This window comes from Rossellomorea sp. QJM3NY_18 (genome assembly GCF_056173145.1).
In genome coordinates this window covers 192,543-209,767 of record NZ_CM149659.1, presented here as the reverse complement: position 1 = coordinate 209,767, position 17,225 = coordinate 192,543, and the positions used below count along the sequence as shown (strand labels likewise).

Below are 17,225 nucleotides of genomic sequence, written 5' to 3'. Positions count from 1 at the left end.
TTTCATCCTTTGTTTTTCATTCCTCCTTGTTTTGAATATTAGTGTCTATTTCTCGTAATTTGAGCTTTGCTTGATACAAAGTATTTCCTTCAATTATATAAGGAGGAGCATTACCGCTATTCACAGTAGATATTCCAATTACGTCATTCATTGCCTTTATAGTGTTGTTTCTAATTATTACTTCTGAATCATTTAACATGTTTTTCCCAGTTACCTGCTTACTAAAGTGTAATAATCCTTTGTTAGCGAATTGGTAATTATTCGCTTGAATCTTGTTGTTTTCCATTAACAGAAATTTAGGAGATTCAAATAACATAGCTTCACTGTTATCTCTGATAAAAAATTCTGAGTTTCTTATGGAAACATCTATCTCTTTGTCATAACCTGAAACATTTATCGTCTTCCCCTTTGTATCCATCGTACATTTATTAAATATATACTTTCCTGAACGACTGACTTGTATTGTGCCTTCCCCATCAATACCTGAGATAAATTCACAATTACGATAAGTGCCTCTTGGAAGGCTGATTCCATATACACCATTGAATCCAATAATTTTAAAGTTATTATAAATGCTCCCATCTTTAATATTTCCAATTAGATTTCTTTGAGCTGCTTCCCCTTTTATTAATATATTATTTAACCTCACTGGTTCTTCGTTCAACACCAATGAATATAAGTTTTTCTTATTATTGTCCATTACTATGTCAGAGCCTTTTACTCCAAAAGGGATTACGCTGCTAATTGTTAATTGAGAGTCTTTAAACTTCATTCCTTCAATAGCTGTATTTGGTCCATAGAACGTCGCAATTGAATCAATCATGGTATTATTTTGGAAGAGAGCGTGATGATGTGCTACTATTTTTGAACCATCAAATAAATTGTTATTTATTTGTGCATTTTTCCGGAATGATTTAGATATTGCTAAACCTATAGACGATTGATTAGAATTAGGCCCAATATAATTGTCTTCTATTATTATATTTTCTCCATCATAAACGATAATATTGTATGATTTATTATTATAGAAAGTATTATCTATTATCTCTATATTCATATTGGGAAAGAATCCAGCTTCAATATCAATACCAGCTTGTGGCGCCGTTCCTTTCATATCATGTATTTTATTCTTGATGATTTGAACATCTTTTGCTCCCCCGACCGTCACTCCCTGCCTTCTATTAAATGCAAACTCCGAGTTCCTGATAATAACATCCCGAGAAATTTGCTTGTTCCAATACTCTAATTTAACTTTAGCCAAGTCAGAAGTATTAAATACTGCATGAAAGTAATTTGCATCTTTAGGTATTTCGATCAGACTCCAATCAAACTCTAGACCCTTTTTACTTGAAATAAAAACACCTTCTTTATTGTAAAAGTAGATGTCAAATTGAACTTTTGGCATGTTTTTTGGTCGAGAGAGCTGAATTGTAGTACTGGTTCTAAAAATATCATCTGTCAAACTGGTTTTGGGATTACTGATAGTTCTGATTTTCGAATGATCATTCACTAATACTCCTTTATCGTTAATACTACCTTTTTCAAAGTCTATTTCTTTCAAGACACTAATTTGCTTCGACTTCCCCCCTATCATTATGCCATCTCCTGTAAAATTAACGCATTTAACATTTTCTATTTGGAGACCTTTAACTCCTTCTGCAAAAATACCATATCCTCCTTCATGAGTTCCTGCAGAATGCGGATGATCTTTATTTGAATAATTGTGAGCATATCTGTCCCCTTTATAAGTACCACCTATCAGTTTCACATTTTGCACGCCAGGACCAATATACATCACTACGTAGCTTTCATATCCATTTTTTTCTTTTTGAAATACAGTATTTTCATCCAGCAAAAGCGTCATGTTACTAACCATATTAATTCTAGAAGATGAATCATCAGGAGGCCCATTTTTAATGAGATATTCTCCTGGTGGTACCTTAACTGTTGAATAACCATTGTTACTAGCCCAAATTAGTGCCTCATTTATACCATCAGTTGTTTCATCAGGATGAGCTCCGTTATTATCAATACTCCATTTATTTAATTCTAATTCATAGATTCCTCCATTTAATTCAAGGTACTCACTATCAGATGGCATCATTGTAATTTTGCCTTCAAAAAAATGAAAGAAGTACAGTAGTGAGAAAAAAAAAGTTATGACAATAGGAAACAATGCAAACTTCTTATTCATCATTAAATAACTCCCTTCAAAGAAACAGGTTTCTCCTAAAAACACACTACTTTACACTGAGAAGTCATCCATTATTGGTTATAAGATTTTTGATTTACCTTCAATATCGAGAATTTCCTTAGAATCTGTAGCAGAATGAGTTTTAGATAAATAAACTCATCATATTTTCTAAATAAGCTAAAAAAGATTAAGTTTGTAAAAACAAAACATAATGCTCCCTTTACTAAGATCGCTGTAATCATTTTTAATGTTATAAAACTATAGATGTATTCTGTAAATAGCAAAGTAACTATAACGGTCAGAAGAAATTTCAAATATCTTGCAAAGTAATATTTAACCTCTTTTTTGAAGACTTCTTTATATATGACATACGGGTCGAACCAAAAATATGTAGCAAGTCTACTTATAATTGTTCCAATTATTACTCCCGCAATACCTATTTGATTTACAAGTATGATTGATACAGCTACATTTATAAAAGCCGCTACTAGAGGTCGATACCTCCCTTTATTAAATAGCCCTGTAGCTTCTCTGAACGTTGTGGAGGCATTCTGCATACCTGTAGTATAGAAATTCAACAGAATGGTTAATACAATATACTTATTAAAAGTAAGTTGTTCGCCTAACCAAACATAAATAATTGGGTTTAGAATATTCCATAACAAAATTGTTATAAGCCCATAAATCCAAAAATTCGCAAAATTTATAACCCGAAAAATAAAATATTTCTTTTCATCCGTCTCTTTTACAACCAAATTTCCCACACTTGCAGTAATAGAGTAAAAGATGTAACTTAATAACGTTGTAAGAGTTGCGAGAACCAGTAAGTAGTTAGAATATATACCTACTGCATGAATCCCAATAAAAAAAGAGATAATAATATTATCTGCTCCATTTATTACAACACCACTTATTTTATAAAGAAATAAAGAATATAAGCTGCTAAAAAAGCTTTCTTTATCTTTCTTTGAGAGTTTTGAATTATTTCTTTTAAAAACCGATGGATATAGTTGATTTGCCTTATGACCAATGTATATATTTTCAATTATTTTCAAACCAATCTGAATACTTAGCATGAGTATATAATTGTGGGTAGTCAATAGTAATATGATTTGTAATAAGTTAGATAATAAAATAAAAACAGTGTGTATTCTAGAGATTATATAATTTCGCTGATCTGCTATAATGACAGATTGCCTATAGATAAAATAGTATGAAGCTACAGCGTTCATTAAAAACAGTAAATATATAATTTCTATATGTTTAATAGCTGGGGGGTCTTTAATTATATAATCAATAAACGGGAAAATAGATAAACCGATAATTAAAACTACCAAGCCTATTATTCTATATGCATTTTTATATAGATTTATTAATGATTGTATTTTCGGTATATTATTTTCAGCTAATGGTTTATAAAGACTATATATCATTGCATTATCAAATCCCAGATTGGTTAATGAGAGCATTAATAAAATACTTGAAAATAGCCCTTCTACGCCAAGATATTCTACACCAAGTGTATAAATCAAGACTGTTCTTACAGCAAAACCCGAGATAACACTTATCATTTGACCAAATAAGCCGAATAACATATTTTTTAACGAATTTTGGATTCTCATTTTTGAAAACCTCTTTAATTTAATGGTTGGGTAATACGAGACTAACTAATTTTTGTTTGATCTTCCTTCTAATAATAGGGAAAAATTTTGTAACTCTATACTTAATCAGTGCATTTCTTTTTTCAACCTTAAAATTATATTTCAAAAACCATTCTAAGAAGCTTTTATCCAATAAGTTATTTTGATTTAACTTCATCCTTTCTTTTGCTAATTCCCACTGCATAATTTTTGAGTCATTAAAAAATTTTACATTTTCAGATAGAAATTCAATTAAATCATTTGACATGTTCTTAGCCGTATTAAATCCAAATTTATTCGGATCTTCTCCCTCTGCAATGATTCCGATGATTGTTCTCAAACATTTCTCACACTTGGAACAGTTTTCTTGGTTTTTAAAACACACCCTTAATTTTGTATATTTATTTCTTAATCTAGCATAGTCAACAACTACTTTTACCTTTTCCTGTCTATTCATTTCGTATCCGTGATGAAATACTTTCCCGCTGGCAAATTTTATCTCATTGTCAATTGTAGGATCTGAAGCACATTTGGCAGCATACCCTCTAAAAAAAGATGATGCGATATATATACATTCAGCCTTAAGTTTATAAGAGATTGGAATGGCTGCTGAAATAATTGCTAAACTATGATGAAGTCCATGCCACCAGGAATCTCCTAGGATTCTCAAAAAATCACTATCTATTTTTTGAGCAAAAATAAAGTTTCCATAATTTGAATCCACAAAGCAATGCTGGAGACTTTGATCTCTTGCAAAGTGGACAACATGTGTTTTATCAGCTTCCCATTCTTCCTTTTGTAGTATTAAATTCTCATGCCATCCATACTCAGTGATTAAAATTGGGTTCAATTCTCTTATCCCTATGTAGGTTGCTAGAGCATCAAGTCCTCCACTAAATAGTTGTACAGCAGCAATTTCTGACTTATAAGTATTATTAACCACTTTCCCCACTTGGATATCCCCTTTAAATTTTGCTTTTGGGAACATATTTGAATAGCCCTGTTTCACTTTATTTAAGCATTCGAAAAATGTTTGATCTAATTCACTTACAATTAATTTTGAATCTGTTATCCAAGCCAACGGTGCAATATTAGCAACAAATGGAATAGTAAGGATACTTATAGGAATATCTGAAACATTGTAGTTGTATTCAAAAAATAAGTGGTGACTTTTGTGAAAATATTTTTGTATCTTTCCTTCAACGCTAAAATAAATATCTACTCTATTATCCTTTACTCTTACATGCTTTAGTTGAATTATATTCACTTTGCCCACCATCTTTCTATTATTTCAACCATTAAATTGACTCATCCATTTTGTAACGCTATCAAAGTCCACATTGACTTCTGTAATTAAAGGAGATTGTATCATCCTTTCCAAGTCACTCATTAAGTCTTTTCGATCAATCGTATTAAGATTATAGGTCTCACTCATTCCATGTGCCCTTTCATCAATTGAAATAATAATGGATCTTTTTTGAAATCGCATAGCATAGATCCCACCATGTAACCTTGTTCCAATATAATCAACGTCTGTTCTTAAAATCTCCTCATAACTTTCTAAAGTAGGAGGGATGATTTTAATATGTTCAATATTTTTAAAACTTTTTAAATAATCAAGATCTTCTGCAGCCTGAATCCAAAAATATACGTCTTTGTAATTGCTTTTTAATATATTTATTAATGCCTGATCATTTGCAGTATCCTGTGAATGATGAGTCAAAGTAAAAATAACTGAATTAGATTTTTCTGTAGGGATGCACTTACAAAACTCAGGAGTTAATGACCATAATGTTGAACAACCGGTATTAATTGCTTTTAAACCAATCCCCTCTAATATCTTCTTTGTTCGTTCATCCCTTACACTGTGAACTAATTCCTTTGATAGAACTTTATTGTATAGCATCTTAGTATACTTATTTACTTTATTCCCCTTACCTGCTCCTACTCCTACTAGGACACTATCTTTTAGTGGTCCATAATTAAACACATTAATATTCCATTGAGGAAAATGTGTCAACATATCTGTGGTAAGTAAATTTGACCCCCCTACAAATTTATATTTTGCATTTTCATATATTTTCACTCTACTGGATCTTCTTGCAACCTGATACCAGTGAAAGGGTGAAACATGGGTTGGTAATGTCAGAACATAAGAAGTCCTGGTTATTCCTTGAAGATGTTGTTTTACACATTTCATGATGATATCGTCACCTTTGTTTAGCGATCCAACTGATGTATCTAAAACTAATACATTTTCCATATAATTTTCCTCCAGCTATGTTAATTAAGTCTTATTTTTAACTCTTTATTCCTAATTACTTCTGAAAAATGTTGTCAGGGGAAACCAATAGTCGTAAAGTTTGCAGAAGTTTCAATCTCAACAGATAAGTAGTACCAAAAATAAGCAACAACAATTATTGATTATTAACCTATTATTCATAAAATTGCATAAAGGTTTTTTAATTCTTCTCTGTTCCCATATTCTTGACCTTGAAGATATTGAATTTGTTGCTCTCTTAAACTTTCGTTTTTGTAGATTTCTTCTATTTTTTCTGCAATATCTTTTGGTGTTAAGCCACATATTGATCCTTCTTTGTTTTTTTCTATCTGACTTGTTGCTGTTGGATAATTTGTAATTATAATGGGTCTAGTAAGAATTTTGGCTTCTGTAACGGTGACCGCTTTTCCTTCATACCTTGAAGGTTGGACAAAAATATCACACTTCTTAATATAGGGGTATGGATTCGTTTTTTTCCCGAGAAGGATAAATTGCTCTTCAAGATTTTGTTCTTTAATTAATTTTCTTAATTCTCCCTCGTATCCCCCATATCCAATTACATACCATTTGAGTTTGTCATAGCCTTTATCATGAAGAATTTTTAACGCTTTAACTGCTAGATCAAATCCCTTAACATAAGAAAGTCTCCCCACAGAAAGGATGTTAAAACTATTGGAGTCAAAATCACTCACTTTCTCAAAGGCCAACTCCTTAATTGCACTGGGATCTGAAATATTCTCACACATAATAATCCTCTCTTTTAACGAAGGATATACTGAAAGAAATGACTTTGTTACATCTTCTGAAATTGAAACAATATTATTAAACTTTTTCCAGCTTTTTAGATCAATCGAATGATTGATTTCGAGCTTGCTGTAGTCGGTATGAATCCAAGCTATTTTATTGGAAGCTCTCACATTTTTCGAAATTATTTCATGTGGCCACGAATAACTTATCACTGCCTCATATTCTTTCTTAAATTTAGGCATGACATAACTAGAAAGCTTGAATGACAGTTGCATCTGGACATAACCATGTCCTTCTTTAAAACTTCTCTTTTTAGATTGAAGGACTGAAATCACTTTACTTACTACCCTTATTATTGAGGTGCTAATATGTTTTTCCTTTACACATTTTTTAATGGGCTTTCTAAACACTGACATTTTAGGATTTTCAGGTAAAATATTCACTTCTATAGGAATATCCTTCATCAGTTCCCCTGTGTGTTCATAAATAAATAAATCCACATTATATTTTTCATAATCAAAATTTTTCAGCATATTAATTAAACTTCTTTCAATGCCACCAATTTCCATACTATACACTGCGATAAAGATATCTTTTTTCATAAAATACCTCGCGTTTTATCTTGTTTAAAAAATGGTTTAATAATTTGATCTCGTTTATCAAAATAAAGTGTATTTGCTGGCACATGACCTTTTACAACACTCCCTGCAGCTATTACAGCATTATCACCGATAACCGAATTCTTCACTATTACTACATTTGATCCAATCCATACATTTTCCCCAATAACAACTTCGCCCTTTATTAAGTGGGTATCGGAAATATTTTTAAAATTATGATCATGGTCATTTATGCAAACGTTCGGTCCAATTTTGGTATATTCTCCAATTGAGATTTTTTTCACACAATTAATATTGCAATTATCATTAATAAACACCTTATCTCCTATTGTTAAAACACCATCAAAATCGACTCTTATACTCGCATTCTTTCTAATAAAAACAAACTTCCCCAAATGAATTTTAGATGCTTTATTAAAAATTTCTATTCTACTATTAGATTGCAAGGAAAAGAGTGTAGATTTTATATTTTTAAAATAAATGAACTTAAAAACCATTCCCCTTATCCCCCCCGCTAAATGAGCTACATTCATCAAAAAAGTGATATATAATCCTCTGATTTTTATTTCAGTTAATAAGGTCCTAAAAATTTTATTTACCATCAGACCCCTCCTTTAATGAAAAACTCCACTGAATCATCTTCCTACATTTAGAGATATTATGTCCTCCAATTACTTTTGCAAGTGATTGTTTTATATTACTTTTTATTCTTGTATTAATAGGTAGCCAACTTTTATAAAAATGATGCATCGCATACGTATCTTCATCTTCAAAATTTCTGCAATTAATGTAATCATAAGGAGAGAAATATGACTGTGGATAAAAAGCTCCCACGCCCTCTATAATTTGAAGATCCCCATCACGATTTAGACCTAATTTTTCAAGTATATTTGTAACAATCGCTACATTTGTTAAGTCATCAAAACTTCCATCTTCTTTAATGAAATGCTTCTTATTATAAGAATCCAGAAACATTTTTATTAAATGGTTTCCCTTTGCAGCACCTATAGTACTTGTGGCAATAAAGTTTCCTTGCTCAAATCCCCAGAAAGATTCATGGTACAATAAATCGTTGAATGATTTAAATACTTCTACATCTGTATCTAAGTATATCCCCCCAAAGTGGTACAGCGCATACACTCTTACATAATCACTGACAAATGCATATTTTCCAGAATCATAAGCTTGTTTTACATATACATTTTGAGTAATGTTAAAATTGCTTTCATTCCATTCAATTATTTCGTAATCATGTAAGTGCTTTTCCCAACTATCCAAACATCTTTTTACTATGTCCGGCTTTTCCTTTCCTCCAAACCAGCAATAGTGAATCGTTTTAGGTATGTTATTGCTAACCAGAACATTCTCCTCCTCCCAACATATTATTTCTCTTCCACCTTATGATTCTGCCACTTTATAAATTCAATCACCGCTTTATATTGTTGTAATTGCTCTTTCTCAATCCCTGAATCCTTCAACTCATTTATAAAATCCAGCCACTCGCTCTCAAGCAGTTCCCTATTTTCTTCAGGTGAATTGAATTGAAGAATAGTTGTTAAATCCACGTCTAATACAGTCGAAATTTTCTCTATGACTTGAATAGAGGGATTCTTATTTAAGTTCCTCTCTAAATTACTCAGATAGGATTTAGATACATTTGCCCGATCTGCAAGTTCGGATAAAGTGAGTCCTCTGCGTTTTCGAATACTACCTATATTTGAACCTATCATTCATCATTACCTCATATTTTTTGACATCATATTATATCCTGCCTTGCGTACACACCTTCAATCGTATTCATTACACACTCAACAATTCTCATTTGTTCTTCTTCCGTCATACTTGACCCGGATGGAAGACAAATACCTCTGGAAAACAGTTGCTGAGCGACATCTTCATCTTCACTATGAGAGAAGTAAGTTGCCGCCTTAAATAACGGCTGCATATGGAGAGGTTTCCATACTGGACGTGCTTCAATATTTTCTTTTGCCATTGCTTCTATTAACTGAGATGGTGTTATTCCTGTTTCTATCTCATCAATGGTAAAGGTTGTAAGCCATCTGTTTGTCATACTGTTTTCCAATTCCGGCATGAATGAGATCCCCGGGATATGAGATAAGGATTGCTGGTAACGTTCAAAAATGAGCCTTCTGGCTTTTACCCTTTCATCGATTACCTCCAATTGGGCCCTCCCAACACCGGCTAAGATATTACTCAGTCTGTAATTGTGACCTACCTGGCTATGCTGATAATATGGGGCAGGGTCTCTTGCCTGGGTAGCGAGAAACCGAGCTTTCTGCAAGGACTCAATATCGTTGGAAACCAGCATCCCCCCGCCGGATGTTGTGATAATTTTATTACCGTTAAATGAATAGACTCCGAAATGTCCAAATGTCCCGCTGGGTTTTCCCTTATAAGTGGAGCCCAGTGACTCGGCTGCATCTTCTACAACGGGGACCTGATAATGTTCACAGAGAGTAAGAAGTTCATCCATTTTCGCACTTTGACCATATAAGTTCACAATGATGACGGCTTTTGGAAGCTTTCCTTGAAAGGCAGCGTCTTGTAATCCCCGTTGTAGCGCCTGGGGAGACATATTCCATGAATCGTAGTCCGAGTCTATAAAAACCGGATCTGCCCCTTGATATAGAATGGGATTCGCACTTGCCACAAATGTCAGTGTTGAACAGAAAACAGTATCCCCCCGGGTGACTCCCAATAAAGAAAGAGCCAAGTGGATGGCAGATGTTCCCGAATTAACGGCCACCGCTTCACTGGCTCCTACGTATGAGGCTAACTCTTGTTCAAATGCGTCCACATTCGGACCTAATGGGGCAATCCAATTGGTCCTGAAGGCTTCCTTAATATATTCTTGTTCCCTTCCACTCATATGAGGAGGAGAAAGGTAGATTCTCGGCTTCTTCATCTAACAACCACCTTTTCTCTACATGATATCTTTCACTACTCCAAGGCTCCTATTGATGATCCTGGCTGGTGTCCCCACTGCCTTACTATGAGCAGGGACAGATCGAATGACCGTCGCCCCGGCTCCAATGATCGACCACTCCCCGATTTTCACACCAGGAATGATTGTAGCACCAGCCCCTATATGTACACCTTCGTCGATCGTTACGTTTCCTGTTAATGTGGCATGAGGGGAAATATGTGAGTAATCCCCTACTGAATTATCATGTTCAATGACGGCTCCGGTGTTGATGATACAGTGATCATGGACGTGGGCATCTGCATTGATCACAGCTTTTGGCATTACAACTGTTCCATATCCAACTGCTGCCGTATTGCTTACTACTGCAGTAGGATCGATGACGGTTAAATACTGCTTACCAGGAAGCTTTAACTTACTTACCATATGCTTTCTAACCATATTACTGCCAATTGCTACGACCACTTTCATCTCTTTATCCAGTATTTTATGGATGGAAGTCAATGGAGCATACACAATCCCGTCAATGATTTGCTCGCTTTCATATTTGTCATCTACTATGGCATGAACACTGTACCCCTGCCTTATCACCATCTCCTGAACGACTTTACTATGCCCACCATTTCCTATCATTACGACCTTCATATCAGACCACTTCTTTCGACCCTTTGAACTTTTCCATCGTTACATGATTCTGGCCGGTGACTCCCTCTTTTTTGATCACTTTGATGAAGGTTTTGGCAAGAATTTTCATATCGAGAGAGAAACTTTGATTCTTGACGTACCAAACATCCAATAAGAATTTTTCTTCCCATGAGATTGCATTCCTCCCGTTCACCTGAGCCCATCCGGTTATTCCGGGCTTCGCGTGATGCCGAATGTATTGTTCTTCAGAATAAAGTGGCAGATACTCCATTAACAATGGCCTTGGACCCACTAAACTCATATCACCCTTCAACACATTGTATAACTGGGGAAATTCATCAAGACTATATTTTCTAAGAAATCTTCCAAGAGGAGTCAATCTCAGTTCATCCGCTATACCATCACCATTTAACATGGTTCTGAATTTATATAGTTTGAATGGTTTCCCGTAAAGCCCCGGCCGTTGCTGACAAAACAATAGAGGTGACCCCATTTTTATCTTAATGCCTAACATAATTGGAACCATTAACGGGATCAAGACCAAAAGTAAAATCGATGAAATACTAATATCAATCATTCGTTTGATCATTTGAAATCACTTCCTTGATGATCAGGTATCGATCTCATTTGTAGTACAGAGGGCGATGATGTTTTCTTTTATTTCGTTTAGAAATTCCCTTGTATTCACTTCTTCTGATTGAATACCCTTTTGATACATTGTTTTTAAAAGCTCCTGAAGATCTTGGACTGTTAGGTTTTCAGTAATATTCATATTTCTTCTCCTTACATTGAACATAAAAAAAGCAGCTGCTATGAGTAGCACCTGTACCTAGTTCTTCACTAATATTTTGGATGGTTTCTCGTAACCAAACGGATTATGTTGCTGCCATCTCCAGGAATCCTTACACATCTCATTGATCCCTTTGGCTGCTCCCCAGTTTAGCTTTTCTTTCGCTTTTGATGTATCAGCATAACAAACGGCTACATCTCCCGGCCGCTTCTCCACTACCGTATATGGAATGGTATTCCCAGTTGCTCTTTCGTATGCGGACAAGACTTCAAGAACGCTGTATCCTTTACCGGTGCCTAAATTATATGCATCGATTCCGCTAGTAGTAAGCAGTCTTTCCAGAGCTTTGACATGACCAAAGGCCAGGTCGACCACATGAATATAATCTCTTACCCCGGTGCCGTCTACTGTTGGGTAATCATCACCAAATACTTGGAGTTTTTCCAGTTTCCCAATCGCCACTTGAGAAATATATGGCATGAGGTTATTGGGAATTCCATTAGGATCCTCACCAATCCGCCCACTTTCATGAGCCCCTACAGGGTTGAAATAACGAAGCAGGGCAATGCTCCATTCACGGTCAGAATCATAAAGGTCCTGCAATAACTCTTCAATCATCTGCTTTGTACGACCGTATGGGTTTGTTGCCTTTAAAGGGGTATCCTCTGTAATCGGTACCGTATTCGTCGCCCCATATACAGTGGCAGATGAACTGAATACGAGTTTATTCACATGGAACTTTTTCATGACTTCACAGAGGGTGATGGTGCTGTTCATATTATTTTCATAATATTTAAGTGGAAAATGAACCGACTCCCCAACCGCCTTGGAGCCGGCAAAATGAATCACCGCCTCAATCCCGTTATCTGTAAATACCTTTTCCAGACCTTCCCGGTTTTGCAAATCAAGACAGTAAGTTCGAAAGTATTTTCTTGTTATTTCAGACACCCTTTTGAGCGCTTCCGGCTTACTGTTTGAGAAATTGTCCACAACGACAATGTCATGGCCAGCATTCAATAGTTCAATGCATGTGTGGCTTCCGATATAACCTGCCCCGCCAGTAATTAAGATCGTCATAAATTCTCTCCTCTTTCAAAAATTATTCAAACAACCTTTTTATTTGTTTTTACAACACTTTGATCAGTCGAAAACTTATTTCCTAGTCTGTTCTTTACTTTCACCCTCATTGGTTCTTCATAAAAATGATACATAATTGATGACAAGATAATAGATAATAGTAGGCAAATAACTATCAACAAATTTTGGTTAATCTGTGGCTTCCATAAAAAGAAAATATATGAAAGAACTAAATTATGAATCATATAGAAGGAAAAGCTAATTTCTCCAAGATATATTAAAACCTTATTAGAAAGCAGACGTGACAAAAACCCTTTCTGAAACGCAAAAGTAATTATAAGTAATCCCATAAAAGGAATAAACACCATTCCATAACGTAAATTCTGAAGAACATTTGGTGAGAGTATTATTATTAGAATCAATAAACTTAAAGTGATGACTTCAACAGTTGTAAAAATGCCTTTAGGTACATTCATTGTTAAGTTCTTAGTTCGTAAAAATATGAATCCCAACAATATACCAATTATGAACTCCAAACTTCTTGTTACTGGGAAGTAATAGGCAAACCATCTTGAAAAATTGTTAGTTGGCGGTAATAAGATTAATGTAGTAAGTAATAATAGACTAAATCCAGCAATAACTACTCCAAGTACTAACTTTTTAGTCCTAAACTTGTAGCCACACATTATAACTAAAGGTAGAATTATATAAAAAAACATCTCGTTTGATAGACTCCAGGACACTCCATTGAATGAAATGTTACCGAACGGAATCCAACTATGGATTAAAGTTATATTCGTAATGGCTTGGAACACATATAATATAGGTTCATGCTTTAATGGAATAAAAAAATAGTAAGGTACTGCTAAGAAAAAAGTTAACAAATGGATGGGGTATATTTTAGAAAATCTTGCTATATAAAACTTCCCAACCAATTTTTTGTCTAAGTGAATTAACTTATTACTGTAGTTATAGGTCAATATGAAGCCTGAAAGTATAAAAAAAAAGCTAACGCCTATATATCCTGTTTGAAATTCTGACCAAATTCCTACATGAAATAAGTACACCATTAATGCAGCAATAAACCTAAAGGAGGTTAATGAATCTAGTCTAGTCAATTTTCCAGTATTAGAACTTTTCATTTTAATCAGTGCCTTCCTTTAGTCTAAAAGTTGATGTAATCGCTTTGATAAACTGTCCCAAATGATATTACACACTCATAATAAAAATAAATCAGGTAAAACACTATAACTCCAAGGTATATGATCCTTTGATCCTTTTTCCCAAATAACTTGATTACCCACGATATTAGTATGACTTGATAAAGCCCAAAATAAATATTGAACCTTGCAAATATCCAATTCTGAGTTGAGATGATTAAGAAGACTGAACCTAATAGAGCTAGATTAACTACATAATCACCTTTAGGATATAATTCACTTAATCTCTCCCTACCTATATAAGCTATTATCACCGGTATAGAGTGTACTATTACTCTAAGTATATTGGCTCCACCCTCTGTGAAATTGTCATATCCCCCATACTGAGTATTATCAATTGCCTTAAATAACAACTCGGAAAATTGATTATATCCGACTACTATTAGGACTGATATAAGCAACAAGACAAGAGTTGTTTTTGTCCACGCTTTCCTTCTTACTAAAAAATATATTGGAATTAGTACTAAAGCACTTTGATGAAATGTAGATGCTAAAATAACTAAAGATATATACTTTAACCAGTTCCCATCAAAAATATACTTTGTTGCTATGAAGATAATTCCAGCTGCTAAGAATTGTCTCATTCCGTTCATGGAAGTTAAATAAAGGCCCCCGGTAATATATACAAATAGACTTAATTCAAGCATTCTAGAATATCTATATAACACTATTACAATAAAAAGGTTAGTAAGTAATGCTGTAAATAATATGAGTATTTGGGGATCAGTAGATACATATTTTTTTAAAAGTAACTGAAGTATATAAAAACCAAAATCCTTTTGGCTAAAAGCACCTTCCCAAGAAAACTGGGTTATTACATAGGAGTGCATATAAAAATAAGTATCTGCCATATTTATACGTAATCCGGATACTAAGACTAAAGTTATGATTGTTAAGATTACTAAAAGCTTATTGGGTTGCGTATTAAAATAGACACCATTAACTGGTGCAGCTGAATATCGTGCAAATAAGGCGAACAGAAAAACCACTAAAAGATTTAACCACAATACCGTCATAAGTAGAATCCTTTCACTTTTACAACCCTGATATGGTTCTTGTATTTCTTAAAATAAATACATATAAAACAAATCCAAAAGGAAGAGCAACCAGAGTCAACGACTTATTCGGGGAATCTATAATAAATTTGCTATTATGACTCAATAAACTACTAGATACATAATGAATCGCTTGCCTATATTTGTATTTCCAGTTGGCAAAGGGTAATGTCATTAATTCTTTTCGAAAAAACGCAAATCCTTTAGGGTTTCTTTTATATTGGTGTAGCATGTTTAATGAAGACCCATCCTCAAGGTATTCTACATAACAGAGAACTTCATTCATTAGCAACAACTTGTACTCTTTATCGATCATAAAATATTTATAAGTCAATCCCACATATTTCTCTTCGTCAAATATGGGGTAAGAATACCTTTTTGTTAACTCAGAGCGGTATACAAGTTTTTTATCCCCTTTAACTCCATATTTCTGGTATAGGTCAAACAGAGTTGCGCTTTTCAAGTTAGAAGGTAATAAAGTTCCTAATATGTTGTTATTACTGGTAGCATCTAAGCCAACAAAACCACTTACCTCTTTGCTTCCATTTTCAGCCCAGAAAGTAGTGATTTTCTCAACTGCAGTATCAGGCATGTAGTCATCTGAATCAATGCATACATTCAATTCAGTATTTATATTTTCATATGCGGTATTATGTGCCCCGTGCATACCTTGATTCTCTTGGTAAATATATCTGATTGATATTTTGTTTTCTTTGCTCCATTTTTCTACTAGATGCTTTGTATTATCAGTAGATCCATCATCGATTACCATCCATAAAAAATCTTTGCATGATTGCCTTGTTAAACTTTCATAACACCTGTGAAGAATATATCCCCTATTAAATGTGGGCGTGAATACAGTTAAAGTGGGCACATGATCAGCCTCCTATTTCTTGTTCCATTGAAGCCTTTTTCATATAATAGTCCGTTAGCCAATTGGACATGGTTGTAGTATCGTATCCTTTTTCGATCAGGACTTTTGAAGTGTCTTCATGTATGTAAGAAGAAGATAATATTCTATTTGCCCATGTTTGTGGTGAACTTACTAAACTCTCAAATGTTAAATTGCCTGTAACATTTGTTTCTGCCGTTATTGAATCGGAAACGATGCAGGTTAAACCAGCCGCCTGTGCTTCCACCAATACTACTGGTAAACCCTCAAATAAAGAAGGAAATACAAATACATCCATTGCTTGCATGAGATTTGAAATATCTTCTCTAACTCCAAGAAATTTCACATTTGACAGTAACCCCAGATCTTCGACTTTTTTCTTAATTGAATTCTGCAAATGACCATCTCCAACTAAAACCAAGATTGAGTCAGGCTTACTCATAGTTACCGCTTTAAAGATATCAATTAGGAAATCATGGTTTTTTTGCTTATTAAACCTTCCGATATGCCCAATTACGAGTTGATTTTCTTCTACCCCAATCTCTTCTCTTATTTTTTTCCTTGTCATTTTGTCGTATTTGAAATCTTTAGTATTAACAGCATTATTTAACACTATAATATTTTTATGTTTTTTTCGATTACTTCCAAAAAGCCATTTACCTGCTTCCTTTGAACAGGCGAGATAACTAGTTGGAATATTGCGCATTGATAGACGTGCATAGATGCGAAAGGGTAATTTATAATCTATGCCCAGATCGCTCAAGTGACTATGAGCAATTCTACAAGGAACCCCAGCCTTTTTAGCAGCTTTTAACACAAAACTGCTATTCTCATTTATGTGTGAATGAACAATTAAATAATGTTTATTCTTCGCAAAAAAACAATCCAGCATTTTAAAATACCTTCTATAGCTGCCTGGCTTTATTTGTGGCATTACATATATCTTTCCTCCAAGAGCTTTAATTTCTCGGTCATAGTGTCCTTCTTCCTCACGATGAACCATAAAATCAAACTGAACCTTTGTCCGATCCAGTTGTCTATAATAATTCATGAGCATTGTTTCTAGCCCACCACGATTCATAATTGTAACCACTTGGAGAATACGCATTGGCTCCAATTG

17 protein-coding genes are annotated in these 17,225 nt (G+C 34.0%); all 17 read right to left on the bottom strand.

Annotated features, from left to right (window positions below):
• Positions 1 to 16: 16 nt before the first annotated feature.
• The 17 genes from AC0VXY_RS01170 to AC0VXY_RS01090 all read right to left on the bottom strand — a co-directional run bounded on the left by AC0VXY_RS01170 (position 17) and on the right by AC0VXY_RS01090 (position 17,213).
• Positions 17 to 2,197 carry a right-handed parallel beta-helix repeat-containing protein gene (locus tag AC0VXY_RS01170; RefSeq protein WP_475526639.1) on the bottom strand — a complete coding sequence of 727 codons (2,181 nt, stop codon included), beginning with the start codon at positions 2,195 to 2,197 and terminating at the stop codon, positions 17 to 19.
• Positions 2,198 to 2,265: 68 nt separating this feature from the next.
• Positions 2,266 to 3,816: a lipopolysaccharide biosynthesis protein gene (locus tag AC0VXY_RS01165; protein WP_475526638.1), complete on the bottom strand. Its 1,551-nt coding sequence runs from the start codon at positions 3,814 to 3,816 to the stop codon at positions 2,266 to 2,268.
• 19 nt (positions 3,817 to 3,835) lie between these two features.
• Positions 3,836 to 5,101 (bottom strand): peptidase, encoded by a 1,266-nt coding sequence (locus AC0VXY_RS01160; RefSeq protein ID WP_475526637.1) that lies wholly within the window; start codon positions 5,099 to 5,101, stop codon positions 3,836 to 3,838.
• A 24-nt stretch (positions 5,102 to 5,125) separates the two neighbouring features.
• The gene (locus AC0VXY_RS01155) at positions 5,126 to 6,097 is read right to left on the bottom strand and encodes a polysaccharide pyruvyl transferase family protein (protein ID WP_475526636.1); all 972 of its coding nucleotides are present in this window, start codon (positions 6,095 to 6,097) and stop codon (positions 5,126 to 5,128) included.
• Between the two features lie 176 nt (positions 6,098 to 6,273).
• On the bottom strand, positions 6,274 to 7,464 hold the full coding sequence (locus AC0VXY_RS01150; protein ID WP_475526635.1) for a glycosyltransferase: 1,191 nt from the start codon (positions 7,462 to 7,464) through the stop codon (positions 6,274 to 6,276).
• Positions 7,461 to 8,084 carry an acyltransferase gene (locus AC0VXY_RS01145; protein ID WP_475526634.1) on the bottom strand — a complete coding sequence of 208 codons (624 nt, stop codon included), beginning with the start codon at positions 8,082 to 8,084 and terminating at the stop codon, positions 7,461 to 7,463. The genes AC0VXY_RS01150 and AC0VXY_RS01145 overlap by 4 nt, the downstream gene beginning before the upstream one ends.
• On the bottom strand, positions 8,074 to 8,841 hold the full coding sequence (locus tag AC0VXY_RS01140) for a glycosyltransferase family 32 protein (protein ID WP_475527785.1): 768 nt from the start codon (positions 8,839 to 8,841) through the stop codon (positions 8,074 to 8,076). Before AC0VXY_RS01140 ends, AC0VXY_RS01145 begins: the two co-directional genes overlap by 11 nt.
• A 23-nt stretch (positions 8,842 to 8,864) precedes the next feature.
• Complete coding sequence (locus AC0VXY_RS01135) at positions 8,865 to 9,212, bottom strand: helix-turn-helix domain-containing protein (RefSeq protein WP_435994136.1); 348 nt, start codon at positions 9,210 to 9,212, stop codon at positions 8,865 to 8,867.
• 26 nt (positions 9,213 to 9,238) lie between these two features.
• Positions 9,239 to 10,408 (bottom strand): aminotransferase class I/II-fold pyridoxal phosphate-dependent enzyme, encoded by a 1,170-nt coding sequence (locus tag AC0VXY_RS01130; protein ID WP_475526633.1) that lies wholly within the window; start codon positions 10,406 to 10,408, stop codon positions 9,239 to 9,241.
• An 18-nt stretch (positions 10,409 to 10,426) separates the two neighbouring features.
• The gene (locus tag AC0VXY_RS01125) at positions 10,427 to 11,071 is read right to left on the bottom strand and encodes an acetyltransferase (RefSeq protein WP_475526632.1); all 645 of its coding nucleotides are present in this window, start codon (positions 11,069 to 11,071) and stop codon (positions 10,427 to 10,429) included.
• Between the two features lies 1 nt (position 11,072).
• A complete protein-coding gene (locus AC0VXY_RS01120; RefSeq protein WP_475527784.1) occupies positions 11,073 to 11,657 on the bottom strand; it encodes a sugar transferase in 585 nt (194 codons plus the stop codon).
• Positions 11,658 to 11,681: 24 nt separating this feature from the next.
• A complete protein-coding gene (locus tag AC0VXY_RS01115; RefSeq protein WP_435994142.1) occupies positions 11,682 to 11,843 on the bottom strand; it encodes a YwzD family small protein in 162 nt (53 codons plus the stop codon).
• 57 nt (positions 11,844 to 11,900) lie between these two features.
• Positions 11,901 to 12,938: a UDP-glucose 4-epimerase GalE gene (galE, locus tag AC0VXY_RS01110; protein ID WP_475526630.1), complete on the bottom strand. Its 1,038-nt coding sequence runs from the start codon at positions 12,936 to 12,938 to the stop codon at positions 11,901 to 11,903.
• 26 nt (positions 12,939 to 12,964) lie between these two features.
• Positions 12,965 to 14,080 (bottom strand): acyltransferase family protein, encoded by a 1,116-nt coding sequence (locus AC0VXY_RS01105; RefSeq protein ID WP_475526629.1) that lies wholly within the window; start codon positions 14,078 to 14,080, stop codon positions 12,965 to 12,967.
• Positions 14,081 to 14,103: 23 nt separating this feature from the next.
• Positions 14,104 to 15,174 carry an EpsG family protein gene (locus tag AC0VXY_RS01100; protein ID WP_475526628.1) on the bottom strand — a complete coding sequence of 357 codons (1,071 nt, stop codon included), beginning with the start codon at positions 15,172 to 15,174 and terminating at the stop codon, positions 14,104 to 14,106.
• A 19-nt stretch (positions 15,175 to 15,193) separates the two neighbouring features.
• Positions 15,194 to 16,087, bottom strand: coding sequence for a glycosyltransferase family A protein (locus AC0VXY_RS01095; RefSeq protein WP_475526627.1), 894 nt, complete (start codon positions 16,085 to 16,087; stop codon positions 15,194 to 15,196).
• 4 nt (positions 16,088 to 16,091) lie between these two features.
• Complete coding sequence (locus AC0VXY_RS01090) at positions 16,092 to 17,213, bottom strand: glycosyltransferase family 1 protein (protein ID WP_475527783.1); 1,122 nt, start codon at positions 17,211 to 17,213, stop codon at positions 16,092 to 16,094.
• Positions 17,214 to 17,225 lie beyond the last annotated feature (12 nt).

Bases quoted from the DNA above. Each gene is read 5' to 3' on its own strand.
- AC0VXY_RS01165 (WP_475526638.1), bottom strand. From the start codon at position 3,816: ATGAGAATCCAAAATTCGTTAAAAAATATGTTATTCGGCTTATTTGGT.
- AC0VXY_RS01125 (WP_475526632.1), bottom strand. From the start codon at position 11,071: ATGAAGGTCGTAATGATAGGAAATGGTGGGCATAGTAAAGTCGTTCAG.
- AC0VXY_RS01135 (WP_435994136.1), bottom strand. From the start codon at position 9,212: ATGATAGGTTCAAATATAGGTAGTATTCGAAAACGCAGAGGACTCACT.
- AC0VXY_RS01150 (WP_475526635.1), bottom strand. From the start codon at position 7,464: ATGAAAAAAGATATCTTTATCGCAGTGTATAGTATGGAAATTGGTGGC.
- AC0VXY_RS01105 (WP_475526629.1), bottom strand. From the start codon at position 14,080: ATGAAAAGTTCTAATACTGGAAAATTGACTAGACTAGATTCATTAACC.
- galE (WP_475526630.1), bottom strand. From the start codon at position 12,938: ATGACGATCTTAATTACTGGCGGGGCAGGTTATATCGGAAGCCACACA.
- AC0VXY_RS01155 (WP_475526636.1), bottom strand. From the start codon at position 6,097: ATGGAAAATGTATTAGTTTTAGATACATCAGTTGGATCGCTAAACAAA.
- AC0VXY_RS01170 (WP_475526639.1), bottom strand. From the start codon at position 2,197: ATGATGAATAAGAAGTTTGCATTGTTTCCTATTGTCATAACTTTTTTT.
- AC0VXY_RS01115 (WP_435994142.1), bottom strand. From the start codon at position 11,843: ATGAATATTACTGAAAACCTAACAGTCCAAGATCTTCAGGAGCTTTTA.
- AC0VXY_RS01090 (WP_475527783.1), bottom strand. From the start codon at position 17,213: ATGCGTATTCTCCAAGTGGTTACAATTATGAATCGTGGTGGGCTAGAA.
- AC0VXY_RS01100 (WP_475526628.1), bottom strand. From the start codon at position 15,174: ATGACGGTATTGTGGTTAAATCTTTTAGTGGTTTTTCTGTTCGCCTTA.
- AC0VXY_RS01130 (WP_475526633.1), bottom strand. From the start codon at position 10,408: ATGAAGAAGCCGAGAATCTACCTTTCTCCTCCTCATATGAGTGGAAGG.
- AC0VXY_RS01145 (WP_475526634.1), bottom strand. From the start codon at position 8,084: ATGGTAAATAAAATTTTTAGGACCTTATTAACTGAAATAAAAATCAGA.